An 18,313-nucleotide genomic window follows, 5' to 3' on the forward strand; every position below is an offset into this window, starting at 1 on the left:
GCCTGATTGTGTTCATGGTCTTGAATATGGCCGTCTCCTCCCTGGCGCTGGCAAGGTATACGCAGCGGCATACGGACGGCGCCGGGAAAGAAACGGCTGAAAGCGCTGCCTCCGCCGACAGGGCCCAGGATGATGATCCGCTGACCGCCTTTTTGGACGAGCATTTCCCGGATGAGCGGATGGAGCGGATCTATCCCAATGCGAAGCTGGTGGAGTGAGCGGGAGGCAGCGCAGCCTCCTGCCCGTTTTGCGCAACTGTCATGGCATCAGCCCCTCTCGAGGAATTCGGCCGGTGCCATGATTTCAGGATGTTCCAAACCGGATTCCAAAAAATCCTTATCGCCAGTCACAAGGATATCTGCCTTTGCCATAAGCGCTGCACGTAAAATCGGGCGGTCCTTTACATCCCTAATCTGGGATTCCGATACATCTTCATCCACTGGAACCGGCACCAATTCCAGTGTCAGCAGTGCGGTTGAGAGAAATCTGTCCAATGCGGCAAGTCGCATCGGAAATTTCTTATTGAATACCCGCTTCATTTCGTCTACATTCTGCTCACAGATCAGACCGTGGTTAGGATAGGAAGCAGCTTTTACATAAGCCTGATAAGGCACGCCACTGGCGCTTAACGCCGCAGATATGAGGACATTTGTATCAATCAGGACCCTCATAGATTTTCGTCCTCATTCCTTAATTCTTTCACAAGCGCCATGACATCGTCATCAGACATAAGACCGGCACGTTCCGCCTCTCCCACCATTTCACTTTGGAGCATCTGCATGGCATAGACGGCTGAGTTCACAATGCGGACAGTACCTCCTTCCACAATAAAAGAAATCCGGTCTCCGCTTGTTACGCCAAGCACCTTACGGATATCCTTCGGAATGGTGACCTGGCCTTTTGCCATCACCTTTGCGTTGTCAACAAAAGCGTGTGCGTACATATCTTTCGCCTCCTGTCTTTTTGGATAACCATCCTTCCATCATTACATGACACGGAAAGTAGGGATTTCCCTACTTTTATTATATGCGGCTGTCATGAAAAAATCAAATAAAATTGCTGAATGAAATTTGTTTTTCGGACGCCCTCACCGACAGCAGATCTCCCCGTACATCTCCGGCCTCCTGTCCCGGAACAGCCCCCAGCTGAAGCGCATCTCTTCTATGGCATCCAGGCCGAAGGTATGCATGATCGCCTTCTCCTGGTCCCTGCCCGCGTCCTCCAGGATCTCCCCTGTCTCGTCCGTGATGAAGGAGGAGCCGTAGAAGGTCAGGGCAGAGGACTGGCCGTTGTTCTCCTTTGAGGGCGCCACGGTCTCCTGCCCGATGCGGTTAGCCGCAACTACCGGCACCACATTGGCCGCGGCGTGGCCCTGCATGCAGCGCCGCCAGTGGGGCATGCTGTCGCACTCTATGATGGGCTCGGAGCCGATGGCCGTGGGATAGAGCAGAATCTGCGCCCCCATCAGGGCCATGCACCGGGCCGCCTCCGGGAACCACTGGTCCCAACAGATGCCCAGGCCGATTTTGCCGTAGGCAGTGTCCCAGACCTGGAAGCCCGTATTCCCCGGGGTGAAGTAGAATTTCTCCTGGTAGAAATGGTCGTCGGGGATATGGGTCTTGCGGTATACGCCCTTCAGCTCCCCGTCCGCGTCGATCATGGCCACGGAATTGTAGGTCACGTTCCCCGCCCGCTCGAAGAAGCTCACCGGCAGCACCACCTTCAGTTCTGCGGCCACCTGGCGCAGCCGGCACACCGCCGGATTCTCCCACACCGTCATGGCCAGCCTGTAGGAATCATAATTCCGCTCCTGGCAGAAATACCATGTTTCGAAAAGCTCCGGCAGCAGAATCACCTGGGCACCGTCCCCGGCTGCCTGCCGTATCCATCCTTCCGCCGCCGCCAGGTTCTCCTCCCTGGAACGGTTGCAGTACATCTGCACCGCCGCCACCGTCAACTCCTGTCCCATACATCCTCCACCTTTCTATCAAAATGCAAATACCTCAATATATCCGCCAATCCTTCCAACATACCATCCCCAGCAGCACAACCAGCCGGCAAACCGCCGCAACCTGGAAGAATGCCCTCACAAAGCAAGCCTTGTTCGCTTGGGCATTCTGACCTGTGAAACCGGCTCGCAAAGCGAACTTGTTCGCAAGCGAGTCGTATTTGCAAGCGAGTCGTATTCGCAAGCGAACCTTGTTCGCTTTGAGAGCCTGGAAGTTCCTGGCGGACGTCCTAAAGAGGTGGGCTATGCCCTCTCTTGGCCCCCTAGAACTTCTTCTCACACCGGCACCTGCTGGGTGATGCAGTGGATGTTCCCGCCCCCGATCAGGATATCCCGGGCGTAGATCTGCACCACCTCCCTGTCCGGAAACAGCCCCTGCAGGATCTCCTTCGCCGCCTGGTCGGCAGGATCCCCGAAGCCCGGCATCACGATGCTGCCGTTGGCGATGTAGAAGTTCACATAGGAGGCCGCCAGCCGCTCCCCCGCCGTCCTGGTGGGCTGGTCCCGGCAGGCGTCCAGCCCCCGGCACTCCTCCTCCGTGACGGTCACGGGCTGCGGCAGGGGCAGCTTGTGCACTCTGATTCTCCTGCCCTTCGCGTCCAGGGCCTGCTCCAGGTAATCCAGGCAGGCCCTGGACATGGCGTACTGCACGTCCGTCCGGTCCTCCGTCCAGGCCAGCACCACCTCCCCCGGCGCGGTGAAGGCGCAGATATTGTCCACATGCTCGTTGGTCTCGTCGTTGTAGATGCCCCGGGGCAGCCAGAGGATCTTCGATACGTTCAGATACGCCCGCAGCACCTCCTCAATTTCTTCCCTGGAAAGCGCCGGATTCCGCCCTCCGCTCAGCAGGCAGCTCTCCGTCACCATGCAGGTCCCCTCCCCGTCCACATGGATGGAGCCGCCCTCCAGGATGAAGTCCCGCTTGCAGTACACGTCCTTCTCCAGCAGGTCGCAGAGCTTCCGCGCCATCTGGTCGTCCTTGTCCCAGGGGAAGTACAGGCCGTCGTGGAGGCCTCCCCAGGCGTTGAAGCCCCAGTCTATGCCTCTTATGACACCTGTGTCGTTTTTTACAAAGGTGGGCGCGTAGTCCCTGGCCCAGGCGTCATTGCTGGACATCTCCACCACCCGGATATGGGCGGGGAGCAGGGCTCTGGCATTGTCGTACTGGGCCCCGCTGGCGCAGACCGTCACCTGCTCCGACCTGGCGATGGCCTCGGCCACCTCCGCGAAGGCCCTTCTGGCCGCGTATCCGCCGTACTGCCAGGAGTCCGCCCTCTCCGGGAATATCAGGATGCAGCCCTGATGGGGCTCGAACTCCGCGGGCATCCGGAAGCCGTCCGCGGACGGAGTGGAAGCTTTGATGATTTCCATGACTTAACCCTCTCCGGAAAAAAATTCCTTAATTTTTTTAATTATTTTTTTTATAATTCCTTAAGTCCAAGGTCAAACTTTAGACACATTTTCAGGGTATGATAGAGACATAAACAAAGGAGCTGTTGAATTTTGATAAACAATGGTCAGGGTTCTGTCAGCTTCGACTAATAGCAATACCGCGCAAGCGGTTTTACTATAAAACCTTTCCCTTTCATGTTTTCTTTTATATTTTACTCCTTTAAAGGATCCGGGATGCCGGATCCTTTTTGTGTCGCAAAAAACGCCCGCCCCCGCCCCCAACGCCGAAAAGCGCTTTTCGCTCACAGTTTATAAATCCTTAAGCCCATGGTCAAACTTTGAACACATTTTCAGCCTACAATGGATAATAAAGGAAACAACAATACTGCGTAAGCGGTTTCACCATAGATAACCTTTCCCTTTCATGTTTTCTTTATATTATTTCACTCCTTGAAAGAGCCTGGGGCACCGGGCTCTTTTGATGTCATGGAAAACATGGAAAGATTTCCCCCTGCCGCTCCGCTATGACAGCCTCTCTCTGAAATCCCGGTAGCCGAACTCCTTCACGATGGCGCATTCCCCGTTTTTCCTGCGCAGGGCAATGGCCGGCAGGGGCATCCCGTTGAAGGTGTTGTTCTTCACCATGGAATAGATGGCCATGTCCTGGAATACCAGCCTGTCCCCCTCCTTCAAGGGCCTGTCGAAGGAATAGTCCCCGATGATGTCCCCGGCCAGGCAGGTGGGCCCGCCCAGGCGGTAAGTGCAGGCCTTCTCCCCCGGCTCCCCGCTTCCCCGCAGAGGCGGCCTGTAGGGCATCTCCAGCACGTCCGGCATGTGGCAGGCCGCGGAGGTGTCCAGGATGGCTATGTCCATACCGTTGTGGAGGGTTTCCAGCACCTCCGCGATCAGAAATCCGGCGTTCAGCGCCACCGCCTCCCCGGGCTCCAGATACACCGTCAGCCCGTATCTGTCCTGCATCCTCCCGATGCAGCGCTCCAGCCTGGGTATATCATAGCCCGGCCGGGTGATATGATGGCCGCCGCCGAAATTGATCCATCTCATGCCGGCCAGGTATCTGCCGAACTTCTCCTCCACCGCCTCCAGGGTGGCCTCCAGGGCATCGGCGTCCTGCTCGCAGAGGGTGTGGAAATGCAGACCGTCCAGAAGCTGTAAGGAACCACGATGCAGCCCGGCCTCAAAGGCTTCCAGGGTCACCCCCAGCCGGGAGCCCGGGGCGCAGGGGTCATAGATGGCGTGCCCCTCCTGGGTGGAGCGCTCCGGATTGATGCGCAGCCCCATGCTCTTCCCCGCCGCCTTTGCCCCGGGGCCGAACCGCTCCGCCTGCTTCCAGGAATTGAAGACGATATGGTCGCAGCAGCGCAGGATTTCACGGAATTCCGCTTCTTTATATGCGGGCGAGAAAATATGGTTCTCCACCTTCCTGCCCCGGGCCCTAAGGGGCTTTGCCATCTCCTCGGCGCAGAGCCTGGCCTCGTACAGGCCGCTGGCCGTGGCGCCGCAGAGGTACTCCCCGATCAGGGGATACAGGGCGTACATGGAAAAGGCCTTCTGGGCCAGCAGGATCCTGGCTCCTGTCCGGTCCATGACGCCCTTCAGTATCTTCAGGTTTTCTTCTATCAGAGCTTCGTCCACCACGTAGCAGGGCGTGGGCAAAAGCCGCTCCATGTCCGCCCATTCCGCTTCTGTCATTTTCTGTCCTCCTGATGCGCGCAATCCATAAACCCCTTTTTGCGAAGCCTTTGCGGTGCGGGATTGTCTGCGCCGTCAAATCCTCCTGAGCCTTTCCAGCACCGTCCTGGCACAGTCCTCCACGAAGGCATCCATCTCTTTTTCCGTCAGATAGGGATACTCCCGCTCCAGGTTCTCCCTCCCGGCCCTGTAAAAGCCCGTGATATACACCCTGCGGTCGTCAAAGGCATCCCTTCCGAAGATATCCATGTAGGAATTCACGAAGCCCTGGGCGGCCTCATAGACGGCAAACGCCCGAAAGTCCGGATGCTTTTTCAGATAGACAAAATCCAGGTCGTACCAGTCCCTTTTCATGGCACGGTTCAGTTCGTCCCTGTCCCCGTCAAATGCCTGGGAATGCTTTGCCAGTTCCGGCCGGTAGATACGCCAGGCCCATTCCTGGTCGGTCAGCAGATGGACCAGGTAACCCAGGAAGAAAGAGTATTCCTCCACGTTGTAGGCCTGCCGCTGTCCTTCGCTGAAATACCGGTCCAGGAAAGCCCGGACATCAATCTCCTTGGGCTCCCCATCCCTGTTTATCCGGAAATGGGACACCCTGCTGTCCGGCGTATAAGCCGTCCAGTCCGCATTGGGCAGGCCGCTGTCCGGCGCGATGTTCCCCACCACGAACTGGGTCTGCGCGATTCCCTCCAGGCAGTCCAAAAGCCGGTCCGCTATCCGCAGATGTACTATCCATGTCGCCATGTCCATTCTCCTCTTTCAGGTACGGAACGCCCCCTCGGAGCTTCCGTCCATGGTATGTCTATACTACCATGGCTGCCCGGGCTATTCAAGCTGTTTTTTATCTGTCGGAAATGTGTTGACATAATTCCCGCATTTTCGTATAATACTGATAGAGGACAGAAATGTCCCAAAGAAGCGGTGTACCCTACCATAAAGTGGGAGTTAAAGAAGCGGTGTACCCTACCATGAGTGGGAGCCAAAAAAGCGATGTACCCTACCATAAGTGGGAAATAAAAAGCAAAGGGCTAAGCTGAAAAACTTAGCCTTTTTGTGACGAAAGGAGGAATGCCCCTTATCCGCTCCCAAGAAAAAACATTTACATATGAAGAATCAACCGCAGCGAATGGGGCGTAATCAATTTCAATAACATGATTCCTGTCCCCTTTGAATGTCTGATATCACTATGCATTATGCCCGAAGCCCAAGCCATCCCTTTACTGTTTCCACAGCATAACCAACCGCCTGAGCTATCTTCTCCGCATCAAGCCCCATCTCATATAACTTTTTAGCGCTTTCCTGAGCCTGCATAAGCCTTCCATCCTGCTCGGATTCTTTCCTCATTTCCTGAATCGCCTGGCACACATTAACCACCTCGTCTTCTTCATCATATTTTATGCCCGAATTTGTAATCGCTTCAATCACATCTGCCGCCCTGCGCTCCACTTTCCGGAAACGCCTTTCATTGGCCGCCAGCACCCTGCTTAAGTTTTCCTTATCCTTCGAATACTTGATGAACAGCATGACCTCCCGCAGGCTGGACTGGAATTTCATGATTTCCTCATCCGCCATCTGCGCCGGAGCAATCAGCCGCACATGGTAATTGTCCATGCAGGCAAGCACCTCCGGGTCTGACACATCCATCATATCAAACAGGCTTAACGGCCCATCCCACTCTTCCGAGCCGAAAAATATAGTCACCGTGATGGATGGTATCAGTCTGTCTTCAGCCCAAAAACCGCTTAAGAATTCACCTGCTCCTGGCGTTTTTCTATCCTCACCGGCAGGAGTTTCCCCCTGCTCCTTTTTCCGCTTCATTTCCTTCCTGTGTGACTTTGCCGCCTCTTCCACCTGCCCTGCATACTCCAGCGCGTCATAGAGATTGTTCCTTACAGCCATGGCATAATGAATCTCTGCCTGGTTCTCCGCGCCATAAAGGACATATTCCATCTTCCCATCCGTCATTGCCGCATACAGCTTCTGCACATCGCGGAATTTCTGGACGGGAACTACTGCGCCGTCCGCACCGTATGGCAGCGCTATCTTCGTGGAATCACGCTCCGTGAGCTGCTCCGGTAGAATCACCCGCCGCCCGCCGTAAATATAGTAATTAAAAATATCGGCAAACACGCCTGCATCTTTTACATAATCCTTTGTAATCGCATCTGCTCTCAATGGCATCTACCGCCTTTCTCATGACTGGCAGACCTCCCATCAGATTCCCGTCTCTGCCACGGTTCCATTATACTAAAGGAGCTGGCTTTTTTCAAGCGTATCTGAGCCGCTTCTTCGATAACGTTATTTTTCACCGCTGTTTTTTCTTTCGGAAATGTGTTGACATAATTCCCGCATTTTCCTCAGCCTCATCCCCTCACCCCTGCTCCAGCCGCAGCCGCCTGTAGATCAGCACGGCACATCCCGCGGTCACCCATTCCGTAAAGCAGAACGCCCACCATACCCCGTCCGCCCCCAGAAAGGCGGTGAACAGGTACGCCGCCGGGATGATCACCGCCCCGTAGCGCAACAGGGAGATCGCCAGGGACTGCCCTCCCCTGCCCAGGCCCTCCAGCGCGCCGCAGCAGGTGACGGAGCATGCCGACAGGACGAATCCCAGGCTGATGATCCGCAGGGCCGTCCCGCCGATCCCTATGGTATCCGGGCTGTCCGTGAACAGGCCGATCAGAGCTTCCGGCATCAGCCAGGAGACCACGGTGCCCGCCAGCATGATTCCCATGTTCATGGCCAGGGCCGTGCGGTAGATCCTCCGCACCCGCCCGTATTCCCCTGCGCCGTAATTGTAGCCAAGCAGAGGCCTTATGCCCTGGATGATGCCGTTGGCGGTGAGATAGATGAAGGTCTGCAGCTTGTAATACACCCCCAGCACCAGCACATATTTCTCCGAGAAACCGGCCAGCAGCCCGTTCAGCACCGTAATCAACAGGGAGGGCAGGGCCAGGTTCAGGGTGGCCGATATCCCCACGGAGTACAGCTTTTTCACGATTCCGGCCTCGAAGACCATATATTTCCTTCCCAGCCGCACCGGGATGGGCCGCAGCACATAGAACAACAGGTACACCGCCAAAGTGACGCACTGTCCGATTCCGGTGGCATAGGCCGCCCCGGCGATGCCCATGGCGGGAATCGGGCCCGCCCCGAATATCATCAGGGGGTCCAGCAGGATATTTGCCACGCAGCCGCACAGCATGCTGAACATGGAGACTTTCATCTTCCCCGCTGCCTGAAAAATCTTTTCAAAAGACAACCCCAGGGCGATGACAGGGGAAAAGAGGAAAGCCCTGTCCGCATAGCACAGCGCCAGCTCGCCGATGGCTCCACTGGCAGTGAAATTCCGCAGGAACACCGGCATCCCCAGGATACAGACTGCTGCCAGCAGGATGCCCTGGAGGAAGCTCAGGAGCGTCCCCACCGTGGCGGCCCGATTGGACCTCTCCTGCTCCCCCGCCCCCAGATAGAAGGCGATGACGGCGTTCATGCCCACCCCGAAGCCGATGGCGACGGCATTGATCAGGTTCTGCACCGGATACACCAAAGCCAGCGCGGTCATGGCCTCCTCGCTGACCTTCGCCACGAAATAGCTGTCGATGATATTGTACAGCGCGTTCACCGCCATGGACAGCACCATGGGCAGGGACATGGACACCACCAGCGGCAGTATCCTCTTTTCTTTCATAAATGTCTGATCCATCCTTTTCTCCCTTCTCCTTCCCGCCCCGGAAGCGGCCTCGCCTGTCCGCGCAAAAAAGCCACGCAGTCACTCTTTGCGACTGCGTGGCGAAAAAAGATTTCTCTTGAAAAATCCACTCCCCGGAGGGTTTTATAGAATTTTTATACCATATTTCCGGTCAAAATGCAAGCAAAATCGGCTGGGCAAATCAGAGTTGGCTTCTGCCTCTCTCCATGCATCCCATCCCTCTTTGGATATTGCAACCTCGATTTCAGAATCAATCAACACAACAGAAGCACCGAACTTCGGTGCTTCTGAATATCATATCATTTATTCTGCACCCTTGAATGTATCAGGATAAACAATATCTTCTAGCTTGACCTTATGGTCTATTCCACCAACTTTTGTTATAGTAATGATTTCTCCTTCCATGGACGTTATTTTCCAATCATTGTCATCCACTTTTTCTCCTGTATCAATATCCTTACAGTCAGCAGAAACAGTTACCGGAAACAGGAGTTTTTCTTTGGTATCATTTGTGTACTCGGTCAAATCAGATACTTTTACCCAACCTATATTATCGCCGCCATCAAATGTGAGATAGCTGACCAATACCCATTTTTCATTTCCTGCATACACCGCCGCATGTACCCTGACTAATTGATATTCTAAAACACGATTGTATTTAATAGAATCGATAGGAATGCCTTTCACTTCGACATTTTCCAATGCCATTATGTAATGATTCTCATAATCAAGCTCAAAATTGGAATCAAATGCATTTGTCATTCGGAATTGCTGAATTCCTAAGCTTTCATTGACAACTGTCTCATTTTTCGATTCCATGTTACTATTGGTCTTATCCTCCGATTTCCCACAACCAAACAGCAATATCATAGCAAACAAAATAAAAATCAGTTTATTGGTTTTCTTCATCATACACCTCTAAAATTTAGAAATTGCTTTGTAACTATTATTGCTCAGCTGATTATATGTCCAAAATGTTAACGGGGCATTGTATGGCGTCTGTTCATAACAAGTTACATACTTATCAAAATAATGTTATTTTACTCGGTTATTTTACCCCGACAACAATCGTGCCGGACGGTTTTATCTTATCTCCGGTCATCAGGATAATCTGCAGCGACGTGTTTTCCGTGTCCCACCTGTAGCCTTTGCTTGCATACCCATCGGAAGAATTTTCCATTTTGTCCGTTTCCTGCCCATACAGCGATGTCAGCGTCTGCACCTGCTCCGCAATCCATTCCTCGTAGTCCTCCCCCAGATGGAAGCTGAATTTGACCGTTGACAGGCCGCCATCATGGAACTCAAAGGCGGCAGTGGCGCTGCGGCCCCCCAGCTCGAAAGGGGTATCTGCATTGTATTCGATGTACTCGCCATCGGCTTCCCATTTCATGCCCTCCGTAAGCTCATATGGCAGGGCCTTTTTCACATCCTCCAGAGACGCCCCCCACGCTAACTCGCCGAACTGGTATTCGCCGTCCGCGCTCAGCTCATCCAGCGGCACTGCCTTAGGCCCGCTCTCCTTCCTGGCCAGCATAAAATATGCCGCAAAGGCAAGGACGACAATGACCAATACGATAACAGCTGCCATTAACAAAGATGTCTTTTTCTTCATGAGATGCACCTCCTAATAAAGCGTTAAAAATATATTTGTATAATCATTATAGATTGTTTTTAATAAATGCACAATACGTCGTATTAGTTTCCAATACGCCCAATACACCCCTAGCCAATCGCCAATAAATCACTACAAGATGCCGCCTGTCTGTTTCATATCGATTTCCATCACCTCAGATGGCCTAATCACAAGTGGGAGGAGTCCCCCTCCCGCTCGCCTTTCCACACATTTCTTTGTGTCTATCTCAGCCCCTTATCCTATGGTTTCCTTATGATTCCTCCATAGGACACACATCGTATTCCCCTTTGGAGCATTTTCCATGACTTTCCCAGCAAGCATGATACTCCCCCTCATATCCTATAGCATAACAGTATGGACACATGATTGCACCCTTGCTGCTATAATAATACGCATAACAGTCCGTCTCAAATATCCCTAAAAAGCCTCTGTGATAGCCATGGTCAGTCAAAATACGTTGATCCGCGCAGACAGATACCATAAACCATGAGCAGTCTGGACACATCATACGTGGAGAGATGCCATTATCCAGCGGGACGTTTTCGACCACTTCGCCCAGGCAGTCCTCATTATCGTGCTCCTCCGCATAGGGTTCCAGGCTCTTCTCGAACTCCGAAAGGTCGTAGGCTCCTACCTGCAGGCCTGTAGCTGTCAGCATGGAAAGCACCAATGCAACCGAAAACAATCTTCTCATCTTTTTGAACATACTCTTTACCTCCTCGTCTTTCGTTTGTTTGCCTTAATCATAACTTGTAGTCTGCAGAGCAACGAGTTAAGTTAATTCTGGTATAACCGCTCAGGCGGAACGGCTTTGCGTCCGGCCATCGGTTATATCGTTATAGTACACGATTTACTACAATGCTGCAATACGTCGTATTAGTTTCTTTTTTCGCAACTAATACGACATATTGCATTGTATTCCGTCTTCATGGTACAATAAAGCCAATATATAGACAAAGGAGGAAGTCATTTATGAAGCACAAAACCTTAAAATCTATTCTGTTTTCATTTGCCCTGGGCCTGGCGCTGTATGCCACTGTACTTCCGGATACGACCCCGGAGCCGAAAGAGCCTGTCCCGACTGCCAGTCCGGCTCCGGATGCGACGGAAACTCCGGCAGATGGGATTGGGGCAAAAACTTTTGCCGACAAAGATGAATGGAATTCATGGTAAAAATTTCGCCTCTCTGACCTGTAAAAATTCCTCAAAATTGTAATCATATCTAAACCGCACCAAAGACTGGCATAACCGGAAAGCATTATTCCATTTTGGCCGCAAAACATCAAACAACTTCGGCTCTTTCGAAGCTATTTCATATGAATTCCACGCATATCGATAAAGCATCGAAGCAACGGAATCAATCAGGGGCCATTTGAGACAATTGCAAATGGTCTCCTCATTCATTTTCACCGCTGTCTTCAGGCATCCTCTGTCATCCAAATAATTGTCATACCCATCCATCAAGATGCCATATCCACTATGTGCTATCCCCGTCCTGCCCCTCTGCTGCTCCAAAGAAAACATAACCGTGTCAAACCATTTCCCAGCCTCCTCCAAACGTCCCAGCCTACGGTAGACCGAAGCGATATTGCTGGCGATGATGCTCTCCTCCCGCTCGAACACCCACCATTTCAGGTCCCTGCCCTCCTCCGGAGGCACCGTGCAGTGCAGCGCCTGGAACAACGTCTCCAGCGCCTCCTCCAGCGCGCCCTCTTTCTTCCACTTCATCAACGCCTCCCAGAACAGCAGCTCCTGCCTCACCCTCGGATATGCCGCGTCTACCTTCCTGCGGAACCTCTCTATCTCTATCCATACCCTGTCCCATTCGCAAAGCCTGATCAAGGTAGAAATCTGCTGCCGTAATTCCAGCACCTCCACGGAGTCCGCCTCCACCATGGCCGTCTTCCAGCCGCCGCATTTCCCGTACTGCCGCATCAACCGCTGGTAGTTCTCATAGGAGGGCTTGTGGACTCCTTTCTCTATCTTCTCCAGCTGCCGTTCCGTCACGATGATTCCCTCTTCGTCATGGATGGCCCGGGCCCGGGATTTCCCCTCGCATTTGCGCAGCATCCGCAGCACCACGCCGATCTCCCTGGTATTGTCCACGGAAATCCCCTGCCAGATCCGGTATCCCGGATAACCGAACCATTCATACAGCCTCCGGAAGGCCTCCCGGAACTCCGCCGCCTGCTCCAGGTATGCCGCCTCCCCCCCGTCCCGGGGCCGCATCCGCCCCATCAGCTCCAGCAATGGCAGCAGGTAGCTGTGGCTGTTGTTCCTGCGCAGCATTTCCAGGGCCTCCCTGGCAAAGGCGAATACGGGCTGCCCAATCCCTCTCCGGCCCTGCAGCGACAGCCATATGCCCAGCATGGCCGTCTGGGGCGCTATCAGGGCCTCCACCCGCTCCCGCCAATGGTGCGCCTTCGGGTACCTGCGGACAGCCTGCCAGAGCTCCCAGGCTTCCTCCTCCCTGCCCCGAACCATCCGCGCCGCGGCCTCCAGGAGCACTGCCTCCAGCTCCGACGGGGCCAGCCACAGATCCTCCATCCCCCGCTCCCAGCCCTCCGGAACCGTACAGCACACCGCCCTCCGGGCCATGTCGGACAGCCTGGCGGCATCTGCCTCCTCCCCGTCCCGCCTCCAGTCCAGGAGCGCCAGGAGCGCCTCCGCCTTACATAGGAACTGTTCCTCCAGGGGCTCCCTTTTCCCGTACACATGCCTGTATTCCCGCAGCTTCCCCACCGCCTCCCCGGGCCTGGCGGGCAGCAGGAGGCAGATGTCCTCCCGTCTGCGCCACCTGTCCAGCTCTTCCGCGGAGGCCACCACCTCAAAGTAGTCCGTGCCCACGCCCATGCGGTGCATCAGTGTATCCCCGGGCAGCTTTGTCCAGCCTATCCTGCCGGTTTCCATGTGGCCCAGGGCCGTCTTGCTGAGGATGCCCCTTGCCAGCTCCTCCCTGGATATGCCCCTTTTCTCCCGCTCCTCCTGCAGCATCTTGCCGCATATCTGATTATATTCCCTCTCGAACTTGATTCCGGACTCTGCGTCCTCATGATTTCCCATAACCGCCTCCATGCCGCGGATCCCGCTTTTTATACTGCGCACCGGTCAAATTTGCAGTACAACCCGACTGCAGACCGCCGACCAGCCGCTTTCCCGGGGACGCCACTGTAAATCCTGGCGGTCTGCAGTATATCATAGGTGTATCTTCAGTATAGCAAGGATCCGCAGCCGGGTCAATCCTTGTGTCGATTGCAAATGTTTGATAATTCATTTACCGGCAGGACAGGATTCAACGAAAAAGCATGCTGCCCGCTGCCGAAAGAGCAGAACCGCTCCGAAGCGGTGTCCCCTGCATAAATGGGAATCAAAAAAAGAGCCAAGCCGAAAGACTTAGCCCTTTTCGTCAACAGGACAATCCGTGCCGCCCGGGGAATGACGCCTCCCGTCCTCCCTACTCCAACCGGTTCGTGGTAATGAAGTCCACGCCCCACGCCGCCAGCCGTTCTGCCTCCGCTTTGTCGTCGCAGGTCCAGCAGTTCACCAGGATTCCCTCTCCGTGCAGCTCCTCCACGATCTCCTTCGTCAGGGCCTTGTAGTAGATGTCCAGGTTCAGCCCGTAGCGCTTCAGCGTGTCCAGGATCTCCCCGTTATATTCCATGGTCAGGTAGTACAGCCCCTGATCCGGAAGGAGGTCTCTGAGGCGGATCATATTGTTCAGGGCGAAGGAGATGAACACGACATGTTCCAGGTAGCCCAGGTCTTCGATCTCCTCCACCAGCCGTTTGACGTCCTCCGGCAGGAATTCGTTTTTCAGTTCCAGCACACACGTCTTACCGTATTTCCTGCAGATTGTGATATATTCCTTCAAATTCGGGATGATCAGATCCTGCCTGTCCTCCAGGCATACGTCCTGTGCCGCTTCCGCCGCGGGGCACATGTCCTTCAGGGCAATCCCCCGGACAGCCTCATAGTCGGATTCCTCCACCCTGACATCCTCCCGGGCCACACGCCCTGTGGTGTCGTCATGGATGACGACGAATCTGCCGTCCTTCGTCACATGGGCGTCCGTCTCCACGCCGTAATAGCTGCGGTTCCCGGCGGCCACGAAGGCCGGGATGGAGTTCTCCGTCTCCAGGCCGCTTAAGCCCCGGTGGGCGATCATCCTGGTGCTGCCGCTGTGGATTTTTATGGTGTCCATATCTGCTTCCTCCCTTTTGTGTTCCAGATTGTCCTTATCATACCACCTGAGGCACTGTTTCGCAATGAATTTCTATTGACATTCCGGCAGAATATGGTATGCTTGTCCCAACCACCGCTACAGCACCCCCAGCCAGTCCAGAGCATTCCAGATGCCGTCCTCCATCACGTCCGTGGTCACATAGTCCGCCAGATCCCTGATGCCCTGTGTGGCATTGCCCATGGCGATGGCAGTCCCGGCGCGCTGCAGCATCTCCAGGTCATTGCTGCTGTCGCCCACGGCCACCGTGTCCGCCATGGGAATCCCCAGGGCCTCCGCCAGCTCCTCCATGGCAAGGCCTTTGGAGCAGCCCGCGGGTATCACCTCCCAGAAGCCCCGGTCCCTGTCGATAAAGTCCAGCTCCTCCGCGAACTCCTGCCGGAAGCGATCCAGCCTGGAATCCTCGTCCACATACATAAATAGCTTGTCGAAGCGTCCGCAGGCCTCTTCCCATGCCCCGTACTTTCTGCGATACCGCACTCCCATATGATGGCGGAAGGCATCTGTTCGGAATTCCGATAAATTCTTGCTGTAATTTTCTTCACTTCCCTCCAGAAGGGCATCGATGCCGCAGCGATCCAGCGCCTCCATGATTCGGCGGCCCTGCTCCATGGAAAATGTCCTGTGCCAGAGGACTTCCCCCCGATACCGGGCCATACTGCCGCACCCCAGCAGATACCCGTCAAAATCCGCCTGCCCCGGAAGCCAGTCTGCCACCAGCCTCCATGTCCTGCCCGTATTGACCATGCAGATGTGGCCGTTGTCCCTTGCTTTTCCTATGGCTTCCTTCGTGCTCTGTGCCAGAACCTGTCCCTTATCGCCGATCAGCGTCCCATCCACGTCGAAAAATATCAGCTTCATCCTCCGCTGCCTCCCTGTACTTTTAGGCTATATAAACGGCATTTATACTGCACACCGGTTAAATTTGCAGTACAACCCGACTGCAGACCGCCAGCTAAGCACTTTCCCGGAGACACCACTGTAAATCTGGCGGTCTGCAGTATAATTCTTGCCAGCCGCATAGCACAGCAAGTCATGCCGTTTATCCGGTTTTTGAGCAAGATTTTATTGCCACATATATATTATAACGGATTCGGGAGGATCTGTCCACTGCTTCGCCGCGGATGCCGGATATCGGGGCTGCACCCCCAGCGGGCCTAATCCAGGCGATAGGGAGGGCAGGGCTTTTTCCCGCCAAGGTCCAGGAGCCATGTCAGCAGCAGGAGCGCCCCCACAGTGGCTCCATACACGAAAACTGCCATCCCCTCCAGGACGAACAGGGCAATGATGGGCACTGCAGCCGATACCAGCCCTATGACCACCATCACGAAGGCGGAAGCCCCCTGCTTCACCACCTTGACCTCGCTGTCCCAGTCGAAGACGGGGAATTTCTCGTTCACCGCTATCCCCGCCCTGGCGCCGAAGAGGATATAGGCCGCGGGCACCGCCAGCAGGCACACCGCCTCTGGAAGGCCCGGGCGCAGCGCCACGAGCAGCGCCGCCTCAGACACCAGATAAAAGGGCAGCGCCACGATCAGCTGCAGGGTCACCTTGCTCCAGATCAGCTCCCGCCTGCTCACCGGCAGGGTCTGGGTCATCCACCAGCTCTTCCCCTCCATGGACAGGGAGCAGGCGGTCAGAGGCATCATCACGGGCATGGCCCCCAGCAGCACGGGCAGCGTCCTGTCCACCGCCCCGGGCAGGCCCAGCAGCCGGTCCACAGCCTCCCTCCCCGCCAGGGCCACGCCCACGGCCAGCAGCACCATCATCAGCTCTCCTGTCAGCGTGTTCACCACATAGACGCTGGAGGCAAAGTAGCGCCTCCCCTCCCGCTCCACCAGGCTCCGCATGACGGATTTGGCCTGCAGCCGCTCCATCTGATAGTTCCCCCGGGCCTCCCTGGCGCCCAGCATCTGGCATACGCGGCCGTAAAAGCGCCCCAGGATTTCCAGGAAAATCAGGAAGCACCCCAGGGACACCCCCAGGAACAGGAGCAGCCATGCCGCTTTCCCGGACACCATGGCCTCGGAGATCCAGATAGCCGGGGGATAGAGCCTGCCGATCTGACGCTCCATTTGCAGCGCCATCTCCTCCATCATGGCCCCCAGCTGGCTTTCGTCCAGCCTGCCCAGGCTCATGCTCCCCACCAGAACGACGCACACGAAAATCATGGTCAGCAGGATGGAGGCCAGGTTCCCCCGCTTCCATCTGCCGGCGATGCCCGCAATCAGGGCCCCCACCACGGAAGCCGCCGTCAGGGGCAGCAGGGGCAGGAAGAGGATGACAAAGAATCCGTAGAGATAAAAAGTAAGACCCGGCCTCTCCGCCACACCGTACACCGCCATTCCCGGCAGCATCACCACAAGCCCCAGCGCAATGTCCGTCAGGTACATGGACAGGAACCGGCTGACGATGATGCTCTTCGCCTCCACCGGCAGCGCCACCTGTTTTTCATAGGATTTCTGGTCAAAGAGCATAGGGCCGGCCTTGGTCATGGTGAAAAAGAACGTCACCAGCGATACCAGCATGCCCAGAACAGCAGGGACGAAATACCCCATGCCTATGGATGTGAGCCCGTAGCTGGTCAGTCCCACATAGCCCGCCAGCATCAGGATCAGGAGCACCCAGAGCGCCCCCATGAGGCAGAAGCGGAGCTTCTTCTTTCCGTCTCTGGTATGGCGGAATTCGTTGAAGCCGAACATTCCGTACAGGGAAAGCTTTGTCAGTAGCCTAATCTGCCTTGTCATGATGGGTCACCTCCATAAATACGTCTTCCAGGGATTTGTCTCTGGTGAGCTCCTTTGTGTCGCCCTCCACGATCAGCTTTCCGCCGGAGATCACCGCGATGCGGTTGCAGAGCTTCTCCGCCACCTCCAGCACATGGGTGGAGAAGAAGATGGCGCTGCCCTTTTCACAGAAGGCATGCATCTTGCGCTTCAGCAGCAGGGAGGCTTCCGGATCCAGCCCCACGAAGGGCTCATCCAGCACCAGGAGCTTTGGCTCGTGGATCAGCGCCCCCGTGAGGGCCAGCTTCTGCCGCATGCCGTGGGAGTAGGTGGACACCAGGTCTCCCAGTACGGAATAGATGCCGAAGTCCTCCGCCTCCCTGCGGATGCGCTCCTCCCGCGCCTTACCGGGTACCTGGTAGATGTCCGCCAGGAAGTTCAGGTACTGGATGCCCGTCAGATACTCATAGATGTCCGGGTTGTCGGGGATGTAGGCCATGGCTTTCTTGCAGGCCAGGGACTGGGTGCGCACGTCCTTGCCGTCCACACGGATTTCCCCCTTGTCGAAGTCATGGATGCCCACCACGGCCTTGATGGTAGTGGTCTTCCCGGCGCCATTGTGGCCGATGAAGCCGTAAATGTCCCCGGCCCGCACCGTCAGGGACAGATTGTCCACTGCGGTCTTGCCGCCTTTGTAGGTTTTCGTCAGGTTCTTGATTTCAAGCATTGTCCGTTTCCTCCTGTCACTCCCGCTCCTCTGTTGTCCACGGCAGTATTCCTGCCATGTCTTCCGGCCTTCATATGTTTTTTGTTTCTGATTGATATCACTATAATATCACTTTTATATGAACCGCGCAAGTGTTTTGTGTAAAAAAACAAACTGCCCATTTCC

The 18,313-nt window shown here is 55.3% G+C and carries 17 protein-coding genes; 1 reads left to right on the forward strand and 16 read right to left on the reverse strand.

From position 1 onward, the window contains the following. Nucleotides 1-266: 266 nt before the first annotated feature. The 11 genes from Q2B33_RS08670 to Q2B33_RS08720 form a co-directional block, all read right to left on the reverse strand. Nucleotides 267-671 (reverse strand): putative toxin-antitoxin system toxin component, PIN family, encoded by a 405-nt coding sequence (locus tag Q2B33_RS08670; RefSeq protein ID WP_296455620.1) that lies wholly within the window; start codon nt 669-671, stop codon nt 267-269. After that, complete coding sequence (locus tag Q2B33_RS08675; RefSeq protein ID WP_296455623.1) at nt 668-943, reverse strand: AbrB/MazE/SpoVT family DNA-binding domain-containing protein; 276 nt, start codon at nt 941-943, stop codon at nt 668-670. The genes Q2B33_RS08670 and Q2B33_RS08675 overlap by 4 nt, the downstream gene beginning before the upstream one ends. A 144-nt stretch (nt 944-1,087) precedes the next feature. Further along, nucleotides 1,088-1,969, reverse strand: coding sequence for an N-carbamoylputrescine amidase (gene aguB, locus Q2B33_RS08680; protein ID WP_300572010.1), 882 nt, complete (start codon nt 1,967-1,969; stop codon nt 1,088-1,090). A gap of 315 nt (nt 1,970-2,284) precedes the next feature. Continuing rightward, complete coding sequence (gene aguA / locus Q2B33_RS08685) at nt 2,285-3,379, reverse strand: agmatine deiminase (protein ID WP_300572008.1); 1,095 nt, start codon at nt 3,377-3,379, stop codon at nt 2,285-2,287. A gap of 543 nt (nt 3,380-3,922) precedes the next feature. Further along, the gene (gene nspC / locus Q2B33_RS08690; RefSeq protein WP_330684703.1) at nt 3,923-5,110 is read right to left on the reverse strand and encodes a carboxynorspermidine decarboxylase; all 1,188 of its coding nucleotides are present in this window, start codon (nt 5,108-5,110) and stop codon (nt 3,923-3,925) included. A gap of 75 nt (nt 5,111-5,185) precedes the next feature. Next, nucleotides 5,186-5,854: a hypothetical protein gene (locus tag Q2B33_RS08695; protein WP_300572006.1), complete on the reverse strand. Its 669-nt coding sequence runs from the start codon at nt 5,852-5,854 to the stop codon at nt 5,186-5,188. Between the two features lie 447 nt (nt 5,855-6,301). After that, entirely contained in the window at nt 6,302-7,291 is a 990-nt protein-coding gene (locus Q2B33_RS08700; protein ID WP_300572004.1) for a transposase, read from the reverse strand. A gap of 190 nt (nt 7,292-7,481) precedes the next feature. Continuing rightward, nucleotides 7,482-8,816 (reverse strand): MATE family efflux transporter, encoded by a 1,335-nt coding sequence (locus Q2B33_RS08705; RefSeq protein ID WP_300572001.1) that lies wholly within the window; start codon nt 8,814-8,816, stop codon nt 7,482-7,484. A gap of 309 nt (nt 8,817-9,125) precedes the next feature. Continuing rightward, nucleotides 9,126-9,734: a hypothetical protein gene (locus Q2B33_RS08710; RefSeq protein WP_300774049.1), complete on the reverse strand. Its 609-nt coding sequence runs from the start codon at nt 9,732-9,734 to the stop codon at nt 9,126-9,128. Between the two features lie 136 nt (nt 9,735-9,870). Then, nucleotides 9,871-10,434: a hypothetical protein gene (locus Q2B33_RS08715; RefSeq protein WP_300571997.1), complete on the reverse strand. Its 564-nt coding sequence runs from the start codon at nt 10,432-10,434 to the stop codon at nt 9,871-9,873. A 271-nt stretch (nt 10,435-10,705) separates the two neighbouring features. Continuing rightward, on the reverse strand, nt 10,706-11,161 hold the full coding sequence (locus Q2B33_RS08720; RefSeq protein WP_300571995.1) for a hypothetical protein: 456 nt from the start codon (nt 11,159-11,161) through the stop codon (nt 10,706-10,708). Between the two features lie 266 nt (nt 11,162-11,427). On the opposite strand from Q2B33_RS08720, the gene Q2B33_RS08725 reads away from it, so the two are divergent. Further along, nucleotides 11,428-11,628 (forward strand): hypothetical protein, encoded by a 201-nt coding sequence (locus Q2B33_RS08725; protein WP_300571993.1) that lies wholly within the window; start codon nt 11,428-11,430, stop codon nt 11,626-11,628. Here the strand turns inward: Q2B33_RS08725 and Q2B33_RS08730 are convergent. The 5 genes from Q2B33_RS08730 to Q2B33_RS08750 form a co-directional block, all read right to left on the reverse strand. Next, the gene (locus tag Q2B33_RS08730) at nt 11,620-13,518 is read right to left on the reverse strand and encodes a helix-turn-helix transcriptional regulator (RefSeq protein WP_300571991.1); all 1,899 of its coding nucleotides are present in this window, start codon (nt 13,516-13,518) and stop codon (nt 11,620-11,622) included. The two genes, Q2B33_RS08725 and Q2B33_RS08730, sit on opposite strands and share 9 nt — an antisense overlap. 391 nt (nt 13,519-13,909) lie before the next feature. Next, the gene (locus tag Q2B33_RS08735) at nt 13,910-14,656 is read right to left on the reverse strand and encodes a glycerophosphodiester phosphodiesterase family protein (RefSeq protein ID WP_300571989.1); all 747 of its coding nucleotides are present in this window, start codon (nt 14,654-14,656) and stop codon (nt 13,910-13,912) included. 117 nt (nt 14,657-14,773) lie between these two features. Then, the gene (locus tag Q2B33_RS08740) at nt 14,774-15,556 is read right to left on the reverse strand and encodes an HAD family hydrolase (protein ID WP_300571987.1); all 783 of its coding nucleotides are present in this window, start codon (nt 15,554-15,556) and stop codon (nt 14,774-14,776) included. A gap of 296 nt (nt 15,557-15,852) precedes the next feature. Continuing rightward, nucleotides 15,853-17,442, reverse strand: coding sequence for a hypothetical protein (locus tag Q2B33_RS08745; RefSeq protein WP_300571985.1), 1,590 nt, complete (start codon nt 17,440-17,442; stop codon nt 15,853-15,855). After that, nucleotides 17,426-18,148, reverse strand: coding sequence for an ABC transporter ATP-binding protein (locus tag Q2B33_RS08750; RefSeq protein ID WP_300571983.1), 723 nt, complete (start codon nt 18,146-18,148; stop codon nt 17,426-17,428). Before Q2B33_RS08750 ends, Q2B33_RS08745 begins: the two co-directional genes overlap by 17 nt. Between the last annotated feature and the right edge of the window lie 165 nt (nt 18,149-18,313).

The sequence above is a fragment of the uncultured Acetatifactor sp. genome, assembly GCF_948601915.1.
Lineage (GTDB): Bacteria > Bacillota > Clostridia > Lachnospirales > Lachnospiraceae > Acetatifactor.

Excerpts from the sequence above, each read along its gene's own strand:
- Q2B33_RS08700 (WP_300572004.1), bottom strand. The coding sequence starts at position 7,291 with ATGCCATTGAGAGCAGATGCGATTACAAAGGATTATGTAAAAGATGCA.
- aguA (WP_300572008.1), bottom strand. The coding sequence starts at position 3,379 with ATGGAAATCATCAAAGCTTCCACTCCGTCCGCGGACGGCTTCCGGATG.
- Q2B33_RS08745 (WP_300571985.1), bottom strand. The coding sequence starts at position 17,442 with ATGACAAGGCAGATTAGGCTACTGACAAAGCTTTCCCTGTACGGAATG.
- Q2B33_RS08725 (WP_300571993.1), top strand. The coding sequence starts at position 11,428 with ATGAAGCACAAAACCTTAAAATCTATTCTGTTTTCATTTGCCCTGGGC.
- Q2B33_RS08720 (WP_300571995.1), bottom strand. The coding sequence starts at position 11,161 with ATGTTCAAAAAGATGAGAAGATTGTTTTCGGTTGCATTGGTGCTTTCC.
- aguB (WP_300572010.1), bottom strand. The coding sequence starts at position 1,969 with ATGGGACAGGAGTTGACGGTGGCGGCGGTGCAGATGTACTGCAACCGT.
- Q2B33_RS08740 (WP_300571987.1), bottom strand. The coding sequence starts at position 15,556 with ATGAAGCTGATATTTTTCGACGTGGATGGGACGCTGATCGGCGATAAG.
- nspC (WP_330684703.1), bottom strand. The coding sequence starts at position 5,110 with ATGACAGAAGCGGAATGGGCGGACATGGAGCGGCTTTTGCCCACGCCC.
- Q2B33_RS08670 (WP_296455620.1), bottom strand. The coding sequence starts at position 671 with ATGAGGGTCCTGATTGATACAAATGTCCTCATATCTGCGGCGTTAAGC.
- Q2B33_RS08715 (WP_300571997.1), bottom strand. The coding sequence starts at position 10,434 with ATGAAGAAAAAGACATCTTTGTTAATGGCAGCTGTTATCGTATTGGTC.
- Q2B33_RS08750 (WP_300571983.1), bottom strand. The coding sequence starts at position 18,148 with ATGCTTGAAATCAAGAACCTGACGAAAACCTACAAAGGCGGCAAGACC.
- Q2B33_RS08710 (WP_300774049.1), bottom strand. The coding sequence starts at position 9,734 with ATGATGAAGAAAACCAATAAACTGATTTTTATTTTGTTTGCTATGATA.
- Q2B33_RS08730 (WP_300571991.1), bottom strand. The coding sequence starts at position 13,518 with ATGGGAAATCATGAGGACGCAGAGTCCGGAATCAAGTTCGAGAGGGAA.
- Q2B33_RS08735 (WP_300571989.1), bottom strand. The coding sequence starts at position 14,656 with ATGGACACCATAAAAATCCACAGCGGCAGCACCAGGATGATCGCCCAC.
- Q2B33_RS08695 (WP_300572006.1), bottom strand. The coding sequence starts at position 5,854 with ATGGCGACATGGATAGTACATCTGCGGATAGCGGACCGGCTTTTGGAC.
- Q2B33_RS08675 (WP_296455623.1), bottom strand. The coding sequence starts at position 943 with ATGTACGCACACGCTTTTGTTGACAACGCAAAGGTGATGGCAAAAGGC.
- Q2B33_RS08705 (WP_300572001.1), bottom strand. The coding sequence starts at position 8,816 with ATGGATCAGACATTTATGAAAGAAAAGAGGATACTGCCGCTGGTGGTG.